General features: G+C 44.5%; 14 protein-coding genes and 2 pseudogenes. 7 read left to right on the forward strand and 9 right to left on the reverse strand.

Translation table 11 applies throughout. The features are described from left to right. Window positions 1–6 precede the first annotated feature (6 nt). Genes ACVA53_RS15970 through ACVA53_RS15990 form a run of 5 tightly spaced genes read left to right on the forward strand, consistent with a single transcriptional unit; the run spans window position 7 to window position 4,488 of the window. Window positions 7–1,080 carry a CaiB/BaiF CoA transferase family protein gene (locus tag ACVA53_RS15970; RefSeq protein ID WP_446505622.1) on the forward strand — a complete coding sequence of 358 codons (1,074 nt, stop codon included), beginning with the start codon at window positions 7–9 and terminating at the stop codon, window positions 1,078–1,080. Further along, complete coding sequence (locus ACVA53_RS15975) at window positions 1,071–1,517, forward strand: MaoC family dehydratase (RefSeq protein WP_446505623.1); 447 nt, start codon at window positions 1,071–1,073, stop codon at window positions 1,515–1,517. Before ACVA53_RS15970 ends, ACVA53_RS15975 begins: the two co-directional genes overlap by 10 nt. Beyond that, window positions 1,510–2,661, forward strand: a complete 1,152-nt coding sequence (locus ACVA53_RS15980; protein WP_446505624.1) for an extracellular solute-binding protein — start codon at window positions 1,510–1,512, stop codon at window positions 2,659–2,661. The genes ACVA53_RS15975 and ACVA53_RS15980 overlap by 8 nt, the downstream gene beginning before the upstream one ends. A 12-nt stretch (window positions 2,662–2,673) precedes the next feature. After that, window positions 2,674–3,435, forward strand: coding sequence for an SDR family NAD(P)-dependent oxidoreductase (locus ACVA53_RS15985; protein ID WP_446505625.1), 762 nt, complete (start codon window positions 2,674–2,676; stop codon window positions 3,433–3,435). Between the two features lie 9 nt (window positions 3,436–3,444). After that, entirely contained in the window at window positions 3,445–4,488 is a 1,044-nt protein-coding gene (locus tag ACVA53_RS15990; RefSeq protein WP_446505626.1) for an L-idonate 5-dehydrogenase, read from the forward strand. A 289-nt stretch (window positions 4,489–4,777) separates the two neighbouring features. Here ACVA53_RS15990 and ACVA53_RS15995 read toward each other — a convergent pair whose 3' ends face one another. From ACVA53_RS15995 to ACVA53_RS16020, 6 genes and pseudogenes are all read right to left on the reverse strand, one after another. Then, window positions 4,778–5,311 carry a MaoC family dehydratase gene (locus ACVA53_RS15995; RefSeq protein ID WP_446505627.1) on the reverse strand — a complete coding sequence of 178 codons (534 nt, stop codon included), beginning with the start codon at window positions 5,309–5,311 and terminating at the stop codon, window positions 4,778–4,780. A gap of 58 nt (window positions 5,312–5,369) precedes the next feature. Beyond that, on the reverse strand, window positions 5,370–6,059 hold the full coding sequence (locus ACVA53_RS16000) for an RraA family protein (RefSeq protein WP_446505628.1): 690 nt from the start codon (window positions 6,057–6,059) through the stop codon (window positions 5,370–5,372). Window positions 6,060–6,070: 11 nt separating this feature from the next. Further along, on the reverse strand, window positions 6,071–7,339 hold the full coding sequence (locus tag ACVA53_RS16005; RefSeq protein WP_446505629.1) for a TRAP transporter large permease: 1,269 nt from the start codon (window positions 7,337–7,339) through the stop codon (window positions 6,071–6,073). Further along, entirely contained in the window at window positions 7,336–7,836 is a 501-nt protein-coding gene (locus ACVA53_RS16010) for a TRAP transporter small permease (protein WP_446505630.1), read from the reverse strand. The genes ACVA53_RS16005 and ACVA53_RS16010 overlap by 4 nt, the downstream gene beginning before the upstream one ends. Before the next feature lie 48 nt (window positions 7,837–7,884). Continuing rightward, complete coding sequence (locus ACVA53_RS16015; RefSeq protein ID WP_446505631.1) at window positions 7,885–8,868, reverse strand: TRAP transporter substrate-binding protein; 984 nt, start codon at window positions 8,866–8,868, stop codon at window positions 7,885–7,887. A gap of 510 nt (window positions 8,869–9,378) precedes the next feature. After that, window positions 9,379–9,489 (reverse strand): annotated as a pseudogene (locus ACVA53_RS16020) (IS5/IS1182 family transposase); the annotation flags it as partial. Window positions 9,490–9,513: 24 nt separating this feature from the next. Between ACVA53_RS16020 and ACVA53_RS16025 the strand changes: the two are divergent. Beyond that, the gene (locus tag ACVA53_RS16025) at window positions 9,514–9,789 is read left to right on the forward strand and encodes an IS66 family insertion sequence element accessory protein TnpA (RefSeq protein WP_446505632.1); all 276 of its coding nucleotides are present in this window, start codon (window positions 9,514–9,516) and stop codon (window positions 9,787–9,789) included. A 104-nt stretch (window positions 9,790–9,893) separates the two neighbouring features. Here the strand turns inward: ACVA53_RS16025 and ACVA53_RS16030 are convergent. The 3 genes and pseudogenes from ACVA53_RS16030 to ACVA53_RS16040 form a co-directional block, all read right to left on the reverse strand. After that, window positions 9,894–11,136: pseudogene (locus ACVA53_RS16030) on the reverse strand (ISL3 family transposase). 418 nt (window positions 11,137–11,554) lie between these two features. Next, window positions 11,555–12,247, reverse strand: coding sequence for an SDR family oxidoreductase (locus ACVA53_RS16035; RefSeq protein ID WP_446505633.1), 693 nt, complete (start codon window positions 12,245–12,247; stop codon window positions 11,555–11,557). 136 nt (window positions 12,248–12,383) lie between these two features. Next, window positions 12,384–13,550 (reverse strand): MFS transporter, encoded by a 1,167-nt coding sequence (locus ACVA53_RS16040; RefSeq protein ID WP_446505634.1) that lies wholly within the window; start codon window positions 13,548–13,550, stop codon window positions 12,384–12,386. A 191-nt stretch (window positions 13,551–13,741) separates the two neighbouring features. Here ACVA53_RS16040 and ACVA53_RS16045 point away from each other — a divergent pair, with 191 nt between their 5' ends. Next, window positions 13,742–14,623, forward strand: a complete 882-nt coding sequence (locus ACVA53_RS16045) for a LysR substrate-binding domain-containing protein (RefSeq protein ID WP_446505635.1) — start codon at window positions 13,742–13,744, stop codon at window positions 14,621–14,623. Window positions 14,624–14,649: the final 26 nt, after the last annotated feature.

Raw genomic sequence — 14,649 nt, forward strand, 5'->3', positions numbered from 1 at the left:
CTGATTATGCGACCATTGCAAGGTATCAAAGTTGTTGACTTTAGCCAGTTTTTGGCAGGGCCAGCTTGTAGCCTTCGCCTAGCAGACCTAGGTGCTGAGGTTATTAAAGTGGAAAGGCCTGGCGTGGGGGATATCTGCCGTCAGCTTTATGTGGCTAAGCAGAAAGTAGGTGATGAGAGCACTATTTTTCATGCCATTAATCGTAACAAGAAATCCGTCGCCATCGATCTAAAGTCGAAGTCTGGTTATCAGGATGCATTGCAGTTGGTCGCAGGAGCTGATGTGGTGATTCAAAACTTCAGACCCGGTGTAGCAAAGAAACTCGGCATAGATTGGGCAACCTTGCGAGAGGTTAACCCTAAGCTTGTTTACGGTTCGGTCTCTGGCTATAGCCCTGATTCAAAGACTTGGAAAGACAAACCTGGTCAGGATCTTTTGGCGCAGAGCCTATCCGGTTTAGTTTGGTCAAACGGTGATGGTCAAGCTCCTCAGCCTATGGGCCTAGCTATTGCCGATCTAACCGCAGCCTATGAGTTAGCTCAAGGAATTCTGTCTCTATTGGTTCGTCGAGGACTAACCGGAGAGGGAGGTTTAACAGAGGTTAGTCTGGTTGAATCACTCATTTCATTGCAATCAGTTGCTTTGTTTGAACATATAAACCATGGGGTGACCTCTGGCGAAGATAGCAAAGATGCTCAAGGTATCTATCAAACTCTCGATGGATATTTAGCGATTGGCTCTGTCGACTGCAGGACTGTGTCAAATGCACTTGCCTTGGATGCTCATAAGGCTCTAAGCCTTGGAAAATACATCTCACAACAACCTAAGCGACCACTGCTTGAGGTATTGAAGTCTAATAGCATTCCAGCGTGCCCAGTGCTCGATTGGCATGAACTCAGAGAGTCCGACCATTACAAATCTCTCAATTTTGAGCAGGGCGTATTCAATAAGCAACAACAGATTCTTCATACCACTCGCTGTCCTGTCACCATTGATGGTGAACGATTTATTTCTCCTGTTGGCGCACCTGAAATAGGGGAGCACACACATTTATTTATAGGAAATTCAACATGTTCATAGACAAATATTTTGATGATTTTGAGCTTGGTGAAGCTCGAGAGACTATAGGTAGAACTATTACTGAGTCAGATATCGTTCTTCATGCAGGTCAGACGGGTGATTTCTATCCCCACCATATGGATGCAGAATGGTGTAAGACTCAACCATTTGAAAAACGTATCGCACACGGCACTTTGACCTTTTCTGTTGCTGTGGGTATGACCGCAGGTCTTATCAACAATCGAGCCATGACCTATGGCTATGAAAAGCTTCGTTTTCCTAACCCTGTTTATATCGGTGATACCATTAAGGTGCACGTCACGATTAGTGAGAAGCGTCCCCATCCAAGAAAAGAGAACTATGGCATTGTTTCAGAAAAGCTGGAGGTGCTTAATCAACAAGGTAAGTGCGTGATGGCTACAGAACATCTGTTGCTGGTGGAGAAACGCAATGATTAAGTTAAGGGGAATGACGTGGGATCATGATCGAGGATATAACCCACTTATTGCAGCGTCAGAAGCGTTTAATACTCGATATCCAGAGGTAACGATTGAGTGGGATAAGCGCTCATTGCAAGCCTTTGCCGACAGACCCTTGGATGTGATTGCTGAAGAGTATGATTTCATGATCATCGACCATCCACACATTGGTGAAGCTTCTCAGCAAGGCTCGATCATTGCACTCAATGATGAGAAATATGTGGATGCGTTGGCGGAATTAAATGCTAGCAGTGTAGGACCATCTCATAAAAGCTATGAGTTGAATGGTAAAAACTGGGCTCTTGCGGTTGATGCCGCTTGTCAGGTGGCTTGCTACAGGCCTGATTTATTGGAAACACCACCGTCAAACTGGGATGAAGTCTTCGAGTTAGCAAAACAAGGCAAAGTACTGTGGCCACTCAAGCCGGTAGATGCTGTCGATAGTTTTTTTACTCTGTGTGCCAATCTAGGTAAACCGGTGGCAACAACAGAGCATGAGTTCGTTGACAAGGAGGTGGCGAAACAAGCGCTTGAACTGATGGCAATGTTCGCGCCATATCTGCCAGAAGAGAATCTGGTTCACAATCCAATTGATGTTTTAGAGATCATGTCTACCAGTGATCAATACGCTTACTGCCCACTCCTGTTTGGTTATACCAACTATGCAAGAAAAGGCTACCGCACCAACACTATCTGTTTTGCTGATATGCCAACCTTCGCAGACAAGGAAATCGGCGGCTCCATTATAGGCGGTACAGGGATCGCTATTTCTTCCAAATGTGCTCACCCAGAGCTGGCTAAAGAGTTTGCATTTTCACTTGCGAGTGAAGACCTACAAAAAAGTATCTATTTTGAGCGAGACGGACAGCCGGCACACAAAGCCGCATGGCTGGATGAAAGCGTAAACAAGGCTTCGAATCAGTTCTTTAAAGACACACTAACTACCATCGAGAATAGCTGGCTACGTCCGAGATATAACGGATTTTTGTACTTAGCGGATGTCGGTGGTGATTTAGTCAATGAGTTTTTAGAGGGCAAACACAGCGTTGAAGAAGTTATTCAAGGGCTTGAGGAGGCGTACCAGAAGAGCCTTCTAGGCGAAAAAGAAAGAAAATATGACTAGTAAGGAAGATACATGAAACAGATATACAATTTCGAAAAGCGGGTTGTTATTGTTACTGGTGGCGCTCGAGGCCTTGGACTGGCGCAAGCGCAGGCGTTTCTGAATGCGAATGCGACCGTAGTGATCACTGATATTGATCCGAACGCATTGGAAAGTGCACGTGTGGAGTTGAACTCCGAAGATGTTCATACATATAAGCACAATATTAAAGATTTCGACACTACTGCAAGCCTAGTCGAGCGCATCGAGCAGGAAGTTGGTGATATCGAATATCTGGTGAACAACGCTGGCGTGCATCTCAAGAAACCTATTTGGGATGTGTCTACGGAAGAGTGGCAAAACATCAATGATATCAACGTGACTGGTTTGTTTGTTATGTCACGTGAGGTGATTCGCAAGATGAAGCAAAGAGAGCGTGGCGCTATCGTAAACGTCTCCTCAATGGGCGGTTTGATGGCGTTGCCAAGCGCTGCAGGTTATGTAACCACTAAGACGGCTGTGGTGGGTTTAACGCGAAGTATTGCGGTGGATTGTGGTGCGTTTAATGTACGTTGTAATGCGGTTTGTCCTGGATTTATTGACACTGAAATGACCCGTAAAGTACTGGCCGGCGATCCGGCTCGTGCAGCAAAAATTGAAGGTCGTATTCCAATGCCACGTCTGGGTTTGGGCGAGGATATTGCTGCCGCTACTGTGTATCTATGCTCAGAAAGTGCGTCTTATGTAAATGGTCAATTGCTACCGATCGATGGTGGTTACAGCGTCGGATTTTAGGAGGAAGTTATGGTAGATACATATAAAGCTTTGGTTCTAACCGATGCTAAAACCACTAGAGTAGAACAACGTAAGCCAAGAAGTCTTGATTCAAAAGAAGTGCGAGTGCGATTAGGTTCGGCGGGCATATGCGGTACCGACCTCCACTATTATCAAGATTTTGCCAATGCGGGCTTCTTATTACAAAATCCTCTGGTTCTTGGACATGAAGCCTCGGGCACTATTGTTGAGTTAGGATCAGACGTTAATGGTTTAAAAGTTGGTGAGAAAGTCGCTATAACCCCAGTGATGAACTGTGGGGAGTGTGAAAACTGTCGAAGTGGAAACAGCAACACCTGTACTAACAAGCGTTTCCCTGGTTCAGCCACAACCATTCCACACATCGATGGCTTCTTTCGAGAGTACTTTGAGGTCGAGGCGCGCTGTTGCAGAAAGCTACCTCAGAGTGCTGAACTGGATAAAATTGCCTTTGTTGAGCCTGCAGCGTGCGCCTTACACGGTGTAGAGCGAGCAGGTGACCTTATCGGTCGTCGAGTATTAGTGACAGGTGCAGGCCCTATTGGCACTTTGGCGGCGACGATGGCAAAGGTCAGTGGTGCTGCTGAAGTGGTAGTTTCCGACCTAACCGATGAGTCTTTAGCTATAGCTTCTCAGATGGGGGCGGATAAGGTGATTAATATCCGTCATACGTCAGTTGAGGACTTTATTAAAGAGAACGGAGAGTTTGATATAGCTATTGAGGCCAGCGGGGCAACCTCTGCATACGTATCTTGTTTGACAGGTGTTAAAAAGCAGGGCACTGTAGTCCAGCTATCCGTCCTGGCTGAAAAAGAGCCTAACCTTCCAGCCAACCTGATCATGCTAAAAGAGCTGACTCTAAAAGGCGCATTTCAGTTCAACGGTGAGTTTGATAGAGCGCTAGCGCTTATCTCCTTAGGGCGCATTGATCTAACCCCTATGCTTTCTGGTCAGTTTAAGTTTGAAGAGGCCAGTAAAGCATTTGATATTGCAAAAGACCGTAGCAAATCAATGAAGGTTCAATTCGTGGCTTAGCTGTAGCGCCCTCTAAGAACAAGCGAGCTATCTAGCTCGTTTTTTTGTGGGGTGAAATTGAGAAGCCTAGAATTAGTTAATACATTGTTTGTAGACCAAGCCACTTCTGGTGGCATGAGAGGTTTGACTAGAGAATGGATGGCTTAAGTCGATGGAAGCACCAATGGATAAGTCGTCTTTATCTTATCGATATGCAGTACGTTTTAAAAAGTGCCTGTCGTAATAACGAAAAAGGCTCTGCTTAGCTGAAAACTAAAGCAGAGCCTGATATTCAGTGCCTTCATTGTGTTTAACTTACCGCTAATTCATCGATAGATTTACTCTCTTTTACACCGATTGGGTCTCGATACTTCACGGTTTGTAAGTGCTCAGCGTATAGTACTAATTCACCATCGTTTTTGAAGATCTCGTAGCTCACAGTGATGATTCCCATCAAATCATTCTTCGGCTTTTTCTCTTTGTGTGTGCGAACCGTGTAGATGGTGTCACCGATAAACACTGGGCGAATAAATCTTAGCTTGTCGTAGCCGTAACTAAAGGTATTCACGTTATTGTTTGCCATTAAGCCAAGGCCATAGGCAAACACCTGAGCACCAGCAACCAGTCGCTTACCAAACATGCCCTCATTTTCAGCAAAACCTTGGTCGCCAACGTAAGGGTGCATGTCTAGTACCAAAGAGTTGAATAGCATAGCCTCACCTTCGGAGATGGTGCGGCTAATAGATTTTACTTTCTTACCTATTTCAAAGTCTTCATAAAGCCAGTCTTCAGTATTGTATTTTTCGAGTTTTGAGTGTTCTTCTCTTGGGGTTTTTACGACCATAGTCTGTTCCTCTGAGTATTTGATTATTTTGCTGTGATAAGTAGTTGAAAGTTTGCGATCACATCACCCCAAACTTTTCGTATGCTTCGACGGTTGTCATGCCTTGCTGCAGGGCGAGTAGCACCTGATTCTCTTTATTTGCCTTCTCAAAGGCGCCTTTGAAAGCGTCAACCTCAATCTCTTTAGGTATGATCAGGATTCCGTCTCTATCTCCGAAAACTATGTCGCCATCCCTAACGAGGATGCCGTCGACTTCAATAGGCACACGCCAATCAATCACCTTGCCACGTACGCCTTGGTCTTGGGCGTAACTCCCAAACGAAGCAATAGGAAAGTTAAGGCGTTCAATTTCATTGGTGTCGCGGTGGAACCCATGTACAACGGTTCCTGCCGCACCACACTGGATAGCTCGGGTAGACATTAACCCGCCCCAAAGGGCATATCGGTGAGAACTGCCTGAGCAGATATAGACTTCATTTGATTTAAGATCATCGAGCGCTTCAAACATGCGGCCGAACGGCATTTCACTGATTGATGATTGGCCAGGGTGAACGCCCAAAAAGTCAGCTTCTAGAACCGTCATGGCACGGCCAATAATCACCATGTCAGATCGTATTGGCTTAAGGTTGGGGGAAAGAAACTGGTGTGTATAACCTAGTGAATCGAGAACATCGCCAACAAGAGCCACAAACAAATGCTCTTTTGCCAGTGCAAACAGCTCGTCATCGTTTGTCCATTTCATTTTCATTCAGTGGACTCCTAGTTAGTAAATAGAGTGGAAAGTTGAGGGAATATGATGAGCAGTACACCTACGCACATAACCGTCAATATGTAGGGCATGATCGCTCTAATACATTTGTCAATTCTGACACCTGTGACCGAACAGGCCGTGAACATCACAACACCCACTGGCGGGCTGACACCGCCTAAATGAGTCATGAACACAAAGACGATGCCATAGTGGATGAGGTCAACCCCCATAGCTTGCATTACCGGTATAAACATTGGGCCGAGAATCAATACCAAGGCTGTACCCTCAATGAACATCCCCAGTACTAACAGCAGAAGTGCAAGCAGTGCCAAGGTTAAGGTAGGGCCTGCGTTTAGACCAATCAGGAAGTGGCTTATCTGTTGAGGGATTTGCTCGAACGTCACAACCCAACTGAAGGCGGACGAAGCAACTAGAACCAATATAATTGCTGAAGTTGCGAAGGCTGTGTTCTGAAGGATCTTGTATAGGGGCTTAGCTTCAAGGGTACCGTAACGCCAGCAAAGGAATAGGCAATATACGACTGCCACTGAGGCGGCTTCGGTGGGAGTGAACACGCCAAACCGAATGCCGATTACGATAAAGGCAGGCAACACAATAGCGGGCAGAGCCGCTACAAACGTACTTGTTAATCCCTGGCTTACTTCCTGCTCACATCCTACGAGTTTGAACTTTTTGATTTTAACGTAGAAGTGAGTGGTTACCATCAGGCCGATAGCCAACAAGATTCCTGGGATGATCGCTGCTATAAACATTTGGCCTATTGAAACATTGGCCGCAAACCCAAACAGGATCAGACATATACCTGGGGGAATCATAGGCGAAATCAGTGCTGAAGCCGCCGTCAGGGCAGTTGCAAATTCCAGTGGATAGCCTCGTTTAACCATTTGAGGGACGAGGAACTTGGCTTGCATAGCGGCATCAGCATTGGATGAGCCCGACATCCCAGCAAGAAGGCAAGAAAGAAGAATATTGGTTTGTGCCAGTCCACCCGTCATTTTTCGGGTAAGAATGGCGCAAAACGCCATTACTTTACTTGATATTCCAGAAAGGTTCATTAGCTCTCCCACTAGAATGAACAGTGGGACCGCCAGCAATGGAAAGGATTGAGCACCCAGAATAATGCGCTGTGCCAGTACAAAGTCCATTAAAGCCGGATTATTGACTACGCAATAGACGGAAAGTGCGAAAATAATGAAGGCTATAGGTACGCCGAGAAATAGCATCGAGAAAAAGATTGCAGGTAAAGCCAGTGTCATAGGTTTTCTCCACTTTGTTTGGTGAGTGAAGCTGACTTCTTACCTTTTACTAGTTGGTAAAGGAGCCGCACAACAATCACGAAGGCTAGCAGTCCAAAGCCAATTGGGACTGCAAGATAGAGATATTTGGCTGATATACCCACCGAGTTCAGCTGTAAGCGAGTCCCCAATGCAACAGGCCACGAAATCCAGCTGATATACGAGCTGATGCCAGCCACGATAAGAGAGCGTAGTGTTTTGACGAGCGAAAGTTGTTTCGGTGATAGGTAGTTGTCGATTACATCCAGCCCCAAGTGTCCGCCTTTGAGGTATGTATGCGCCATACCGAGGAATACAATCCAAACAAAAAGTGCTGTCGTTACCTCAAATGAGAAGAGCAAAGGCTTGTTGAAGCCATAGCGATAAACCACAGCGATAAAAACTAACAAGGTCATTACTATGGTTAGGGAAGCGAGGACGGCACTGACGAGTTGTTTGGATAGCCGTAAAAATTTCATAAGACCTCCTAGAAGGAGGGTTATCCACCCTCCCATTTTTAGTGAAAGCTAACCTCTAATTTCTGCGACTATTTGTTGTGCTTCTTTATAGAGACCTTCACGCCATTCAGGGAATGCTTTGTAGATCTCTTGAGAGTTCTTCTCGAAAGCGGCTCTATCTACATCTGTAATGATTTCTACCCCAGCTTGTCTTAATTCATCTAGTTCGGCGGCATAGCTGTTTTTTACGCTATCGGTTATCCAGCTGCAGGTCTTTTCAAACTCTTCATCCAGGATTTTCTGATCTGCCTTTGAAAGAGATGAGTAAACGGTTGCGGGCATTGAGAACGTAGATATGTCGTGAATATGGTTGGTAGTTGAGTAGTACTTGATATGCTCGTAGTGCTTTTGATCAAGCATCGCTGAAGGTGGTGCTTCGGCGGCGTCAATAATACCGTAAGAAAGCGCATTGTATACGTCTGTCCAAGGCATTGGTGTTGGTACAGCAGTGAACGACTGTCTCGCCAGTTCCACGTATAACGTCACAGGTTGCTCGCGAATCTTCATGTTACGCATATCTTTTGGAGAACGAATTGGGGTGTTGCGAGAGTAGACATCACGTACACCAAAAGCGAAATAGCACATTACCTTTAGGTTGTTTTCTTTTTCAACTTGTTCCTCCATTGATTTGACTAAGTCACTTCCCATAAAAACCATTGCTTCATCAAAGTCTTGAAATAGGAATGGATAGGTAGTGACGTGATAGTCAGGTAAAAAGTCACCAACGTTTGGAGTACCGAAGTGGCCTACTATTGGGCTTCCCATAGTAATGAGCTCTGCTACTTGAGCGTTAGAGCCTAGCTGGCCAGATGGAAACAGGTTTATCGTCACCCGACCCTCTGAGCGAGAGTTTACTGCTTGTTGCAATTGCTGCGCACCAAGATGAACTGCGTGGGTTTCTGAGTTCATGTGCGCGAGATTAAGACTTGTAGCGTGTGATAAAGGTGCAAGAATCAAAGCGGCTATCGCGACAGCAAGTTTTCTTAATTGCATAGCTAATTCCTATCTTGGTAGTACCACTCTTTGTGGTGCTACCATGGTAGGTGAATGGCTGTTTGGTTTCTAGCCAAAAAGGCACCAATGTGCTCATTGTCATCAATTTTGATTATGATTTGGCTCAAGCTAAGAGCTCTGTCACATATACATTTGAGGGTGAAAATGTGCTTATTGCGACCTGTGTCACTAAATAAGGGGTTCCAATAATATTTGTCAATGGTTTGCTTTATGCCTTGCTCTTCTTTGGCAAAATAAAGTGAATTGGTAGCACCAGTTGGGGGTGGTAGGTTCAGTTGTTGGTTGATATGATTTAGCTCATCACGAGAACTCACAAAACAGCAGAGCCCAAACGTCTTTGCTTTTTCATTTCTTATTAACCTATCTAGTTAATCAAGCCTCTTGCTCCTCAAGCTTTGCAGACTTGTTCTTTTTTTCTTCTGATGTGGGCAAAAAGGACACCAAAGATTACGATGTCAGACAGTGCGTAGGTCATCATTGCGCTGCGTTGTACCAGGTGTCGATAGCTGCATCATCAAGCCAAAAGGTAAGTGAACCACGATTTACCAGCGCTTGATTGTACAGCTTCCAGTTCGTGATTTTTCGATGCGGCTTGCTCATGGTGTTATTCCCAAATAAGTGCTTATGGGTTCAGATCACCGATACTTCATAAAGTTCAATCGATTTGTTCAACAACGCCCCTCAACATTCTTTGCAAAACGGCGACTGCTGGAGTGCCACAGTAATAATAAGCAAAGTGGGTTTGTCCGTGCCGAAGTGGTTGAACAGACAACTCATTATCAAGTCGCCAAACCTATTGCATCCAACATGACACCCAGCGTCAATGATATTGAATTGAGTATTCCCCAGGGAACTCCCGCTGCTTATGTCGCTGAGCTTATCGGCTCACTATCATCATGAAAGGGTTAGTTTGGAACTTCACTCATTAATACTCGACCCGTGGGATCATGGGGCGCATACGATCTTGTCCGCAGGTTTGCCATAGCTTTTCGGTTCTTCTCCGCTTACATGAGCTTGATATTTGAGTAAAAAGTAGAATGGGTATCTGGGACCGATGTTTGCCTGATCTTTAATTTGAAGTAGTCCGTGTCCCTCACACCTCGAGCTCTTCGCCTCAGCAGACCAATGGAGACATTTCCAGCCTCTGCTCGGGCGTTGGTCAGTTTGTATTTTGCGTAGTTACAGATACCAACTTGTCTTTCTAACAATGCATCGGCGAAATTGCTCAGAGAGAGGATTCGAGTGGATTTAGCTAGCAAGGCGGCACCATGCTTCAAGCGCTGCTACCATAGTCTGATAACTAGGCTCGTCCCATATTGCTTGTAGCTGTTCTTTCATCATATAGATGATGCATAGACTCTTATTGCTCTCGAGTAGATCATCGAGCCTGTCCGACTGTCTATTGTCCAGTTTGACGGCGTTTTTCAGTAGGAGAAAGAGGGTACCCTTGAGCATCTTCTTTTCCTCATGAGAGCCGTTCCTAAAAGCTTTGGCTCTCTCTTTCTTAATCAAAATGCAGTAATTCTGCATCACATGGAATCGGTCAAAAACAATATCGGCATTGGGTAACATCTTCCTAACTGCCGATTGATAGGCCTGCCCCATATCCATTGATACTGCTTTGATCCCTTCCCGTGTCATCACCGGTAACTGCTCGAAAAATGAAATCAGCACTTCTGCTCTTCGTCCGTGCTCAACCCAAATTAAATGACCTGAGTCCAGATCGTAGACCACCGTCATATAATCATGCCGCTTAGCTCTAGCAACCTCATCAACACCAATATAGTTTAGGTTGGTTAACTGTTCTGGGTCTAATGCTGGCAAGCTTGAGCGTAAGTATTCTCTATCGATATTCTTCACAGTCTCCCAACGGATTCCTAGGTGCTGAGAGACAGCATGAATGCTCATGTGCCGACACAGTCCGCTTATGAATTTGCAAAAGCGAGAAGTATACCGACCACCTTTAGCCACATATTCTGTCGTCTCAATCAGCCTTCTTCCGTCTTTATTTCTCGTTTGAGCAAGCTCAACTTCAATTATGCAAGGTCGACCACTAACAGGAAGATCCTGCAGACGTCTTCGGACGTAATGGTCAACAGTACAAGAAGCTCCAGCTATAGGCTCTGTAACCTTGAATCGTCTATCTCGACGACACTGCACGAGCACGGATTGATAGTCCTCTACGACAGAAAAAGACTCGACACATTGGCCTTTGAAACTAAAAAGCGAGGAAGATAAAGATGACAAGGTATATCACTGATATTCAGAACAAAGAAGCATTGTAAATCAATAGATTGATTGCAATACCTCTATCTATAGCGACTCAACTAAGCGGAGAAGAGCCGCTTTTCTAATGTGCTTAGACTTATTTTTGGTTATATAGTGACTGATACTGAAATACTTAGAACCCCTAAGATGTTAGCCCTTCATCGGGCTTGAATGAGGAAAGCTCCCCAAGAAGCATAACTTGGTATTAGAAGCTTTAATGTAGACAATACCAAATCATAGGTATTCATCGTCTTCCAACGACCAGTCAATTTGGGAAATATCACAGGAGACTTTTGGCATATACCACCCGAACAAAGCAATAATGAAGAGCGTTAAAATCATAAAAACGCATAACATTTTGTAACCTCAGAACTTGTAAATGACGTAAATACCCGATTTACCATGGCAGTTGAGTGCCATCGTAAACAAAAAATGCACCTGAGTGTTTGGCTTTTAAATTATCAATGACATTGAGCATTCCCTTGACACTATCTTGAACTGTCAATTTGCCGTCTTTTCCACCCATATCGGTTTGAACCCAGCCCGGGTGAATCGCCATGGTTTTTACACCAGATCCCGATAACTCACAGGCCAATGATTTAATAATCTGATTAAGTGCAGCTTTTGATGCTCGATAGCTATATCGGCCACCAGAGCGGTTATCATCAATACTAGCCAGTATTGAGGTCATCCCGATAATAGTTTTATCTTGGCCTGTTAGGATATTATTGAGCAAGGCCTGTGTAATTAACATGGGTGCGATGGTATTAACCTTTAACACATCTCCCCATCCTTGCTGATCCATATTGCCTAAGTTGTCACATCCTTCGCCACTTACCCCTGCATTATGAATAAGTACATCAATAGGTAGATCTTTAAACTCCTCAGTTAAAGCGAGAATATCCGTTTCATGACTGACATCTAAAATATAGGGACGAATGGTTGAATAACTTTGTGCTAATAGGGTCAACTCATGGGCTGAATCAATATCGCGACAACAGGCTATGACGTTGTAGTGACGCTCTGCATATTGCTTTGTCAGCTCGAGCCCTAAGCCACGATTTGCTCCAGTAATAAAAACGGTTTTCATTGCGTTCCTCTTGTCATTTTTCAATGTTGTCTAATACCAATCAATATAAGTTGCGAAGAGCTGGTCAATGCGACTGCATTGGTCAGCTCTTAAGAAAAAAAACGTGTTTATTTCATCAATACACTTTCTTATACCATTAGCTTTCTACACGTTTATCAAGGCGACCACTAAAGCGGGTCAGAGCAAGCGCTATCAGTACAACTACCGCACCGACCCAAGGTGTATGCATTAATCCAGCTTTAGAGACAATCACTCCACCGCCCCATGAACCAAGTGCAATACCAATGTTAAATGCTGCGATGTTCAAACCGGAAGCAACATCCACTGCATCTGGAGTATACTTTTCAGCTAGTTTCACTACATATACTTGTAAACCAGGAACATTACCGAATGCAAATGCCCCCCAAACTAAAATAGTGGCTACCGCTGCGATAGGGTTTACGGCTGTAAAATTGAACACAATAAGAACAGCAGCAAGGCCGGTAAAAATAATGGTAAGTGCTTTTATTGGGCCCATTTTATCGGCCATTTTACCGCCCCAAATATTACCAAAAGCAACGGATACACCATAAACCAACATAATCAAACTAATTGCATTAGCACTAAAGCCAGTTTCTTGCTGTAAAATCGGAGCAAGGAAAGTGAATGCTGCAAAAGTGCCTCCATAACCCAGCGCGGTAATCCCATATACCAGTAATAATCTAGGTTGAGTTAATACCTTAAGCTGCGATGAAAGCTTAGCTGCGGCAGGTTGCTTTAAGTTATTTGGTACTAATAAAGCACTACCAATTAATGCGATTAAGCCTAATAGAGCAACAATTAAGAAGGTTGATTGCCAGCCGAAGGTTTGACCTATGTAAGTCCCAAGCGGCACGCCTGTTACCAACGCCACGGTTAATCCAGTGAACATAATCGCAATGGCGCTTGCGGCTTTTTCTTTGGGTACAAGACCTGTAGCAATGGTTGAACCAATTGAGAAAAATACACCATGAGCTAAACCTGTCAAAATACGCGCGATAATCAGGGTGTTATATCCAGGTGCTTGCCATGCGATTAAGTTACCGACAACAAACAGTGACATTACGGTAATCAATACGTGTTTACGATTCCACTTTCCTGTTAAAGCCGTTAAAACGGGGGCACCAATGGCAACACCAAGTGCATACAGGCTAACCAGCAATCCTGCTGAAGGTAGTGATACATTTAAGTCGGAGGCCATGGTCGGGAGTAGCCCCACGATCACGAACTCCGTTGTTCCGATAGCAAAGGCGCTGAGCGTCAATGCGAGAAGTGCTAAAGGCATAATATTTACTCTCTGTTGTTTGAAAATGACAAGCAATAGATGATGTATTTGTCGCTATGCAGTCTCGTTGTTAATTGATGGGGGCATTTTGCATTAAAGATGCTTTGCGAAAAATAGAGGTTTTTACAAATGATATTTGTTATAAATGCAATAAACCTGATGGGCGAGTGGATAAAATAGAGGGGAATAGCATGCGAACAAAATCTGATGATTTAGGCATTTTACTTGCCGTAGTGGATACTGGTGGTTTTTCAGCGGCTGCAGAGAGCTTAGACATACAAGTCGCTCGAGTATCAAGAGCTGTAAGTAAGGTGGAGAGCCAACTTGGGGTCACTATTTTAAACCGAACCACGAGGCGTATTGAATTAACCGATGAAGGACGTCAGTTCATTGAGTCAGTGCGGGTGGGCTTAATGCAATTACAACAGGCGGAAGAAGATATTATTTCCCGTGGGGAATTGCCCAAAGGCCGTTTGCGTGTGGACGCGGCTAGTCCGTTTGTATTTCACCAATTGGTGCCATTGGTGCAGTCATTTAATCAAGCCTATCCCGATATTGAGCTGGAAATAACCTCCAATGAAGGAATTGTGGATTTGCTAGAAAAGAAAACCGATTTAGCAATCCGCATTGGTACGTTAAGCGATTCAACGTTACATGCTAGGTCGCTGGGTCGAAGCCCCTTGTACATTGTGGCTTCACCAGAATATATCTCAAAACGAGGGCTTCCCCATAAAACCAGCGATCTCGCTCAGCATAACATCATTGGATTTGTCGCCCCTAAAATTTTGAATGACTGGCCTTTAAAAGGCTTTACTCAGTTGGACGCTTTAATGTCATCAAGTAATGGTGAAACCATTCGACAAATTGTTTTGGCTGGAAATGGCATTGCATGTCTATCAGGGTTTATGGTGAATAAAGATATTGCCGAAGGACGTTTAATTCCGTTGTTGGAGAGCGAAAAAAACAGCCTCCCAAGAAGAGAGCAAGTGAACGCGGTGTATTATAAGACTTCTTCTGTGGCCAGGCGGATATCCGCTTTTATTGATTTTATTAAGCCGAAGTTAACCCTGTAGATACCTCAAAATAAGGTGATTATTGC

This window comes from Photobacterium sp. DNB23_23_1 (assembly GCF_052873815.1).

Excerpts from the sequence above, each read along its gene's own strand:
- ACVA53_RS15990 (WP_446505626.1), top strand. The coding sequence starts at position 3,445 with ATGGTAGATACATATAAAGCTTTGGTTCTAACCGATGCTAAAACCACT.
- ACVA53_RS16010 (WP_446505630.1), bottom strand. The coding sequence starts at position 7,836 with ATGAAATTTTTACGGCTATCCAAACAACTCGTCAGTGCCGTCCTCGCT.
- ACVA53_RS16005 (WP_446505629.1), bottom strand. The coding sequence starts at position 7,339 with ATGACACTGGCTTTACCTGCAATCTTTTTCTCGATGCTATTTCTCGGC.
- ACVA53_RS15970 (WP_446505622.1), top strand. The coding sequence starts at position 7 with ATGCGACCATTGCAAGGTATCAAAGTTGTTGACTTTAGCCAGTTTTTG.
- ACVA53_RS15995 (WP_446505627.1), bottom strand. The coding sequence starts at position 5,311 with ATGGTCGTAAAAACCCCAAGAGAAGAACACTCAAAACTCGAAAAATAC.
- ACVA53_RS15975 (WP_446505623.1), top strand. The coding sequence starts at position 1,071 with ATGTTCATAGACAAATATTTTGATGATTTTGAGCTTGGTGAAGCTCGA.
- ACVA53_RS16025 (WP_446505632.1), top strand. The coding sequence starts at position 9,514 with ATGGGTTCAGATCACCGATACTTCATAAAGTTCAATCGATTTGTTCAA.
- ACVA53_RS15985 (WP_446505625.1), top strand. The coding sequence starts at position 2,674 with ATGAAACAGATATACAATTTCGAAAAGCGGGTTGTTATTGTTACTGGT.
- ACVA53_RS16015 (WP_446505631.1), bottom strand. The coding sequence starts at position 8,868 with ATGCAATTAAGAAAACTTGCTGTCGCGATAGCCGCTTTGATTCTTGCA.
- ACVA53_RS16045 (WP_446505635.1), top strand. The coding sequence starts at position 13,742 with ATGCGAACAAAATCTGATGATTTAGGCATTTTACTTGCCGTAGTGGAT.
- ACVA53_RS16000 (WP_446505628.1), bottom strand. The coding sequence starts at position 6,059 with ATGAAAATGAAATGGACAAACGATGACGAGCTGTTTGCACTGGCAAAA.
- ACVA53_RS16040 (WP_446505634.1), bottom strand. The coding sequence starts at position 13,550 with ATGCCTTTAGCACTTCTCGCATTGACGCTCAGCGCCTTTGCTATCGGA.
- ACVA53_RS15980 (WP_446505624.1), top strand. The coding sequence starts at position 1,510 with ATGATTAAGTTAAGGGGAATGACGTGGGATCATGATCGAGGATATAAC.
- ACVA53_RS16035 (WP_446505633.1), bottom strand. The coding sequence starts at position 12,247 with ATGAAAACCGTTTTTATTACTGGAGCAAATCGTGGCTTAGGGCTCGAG.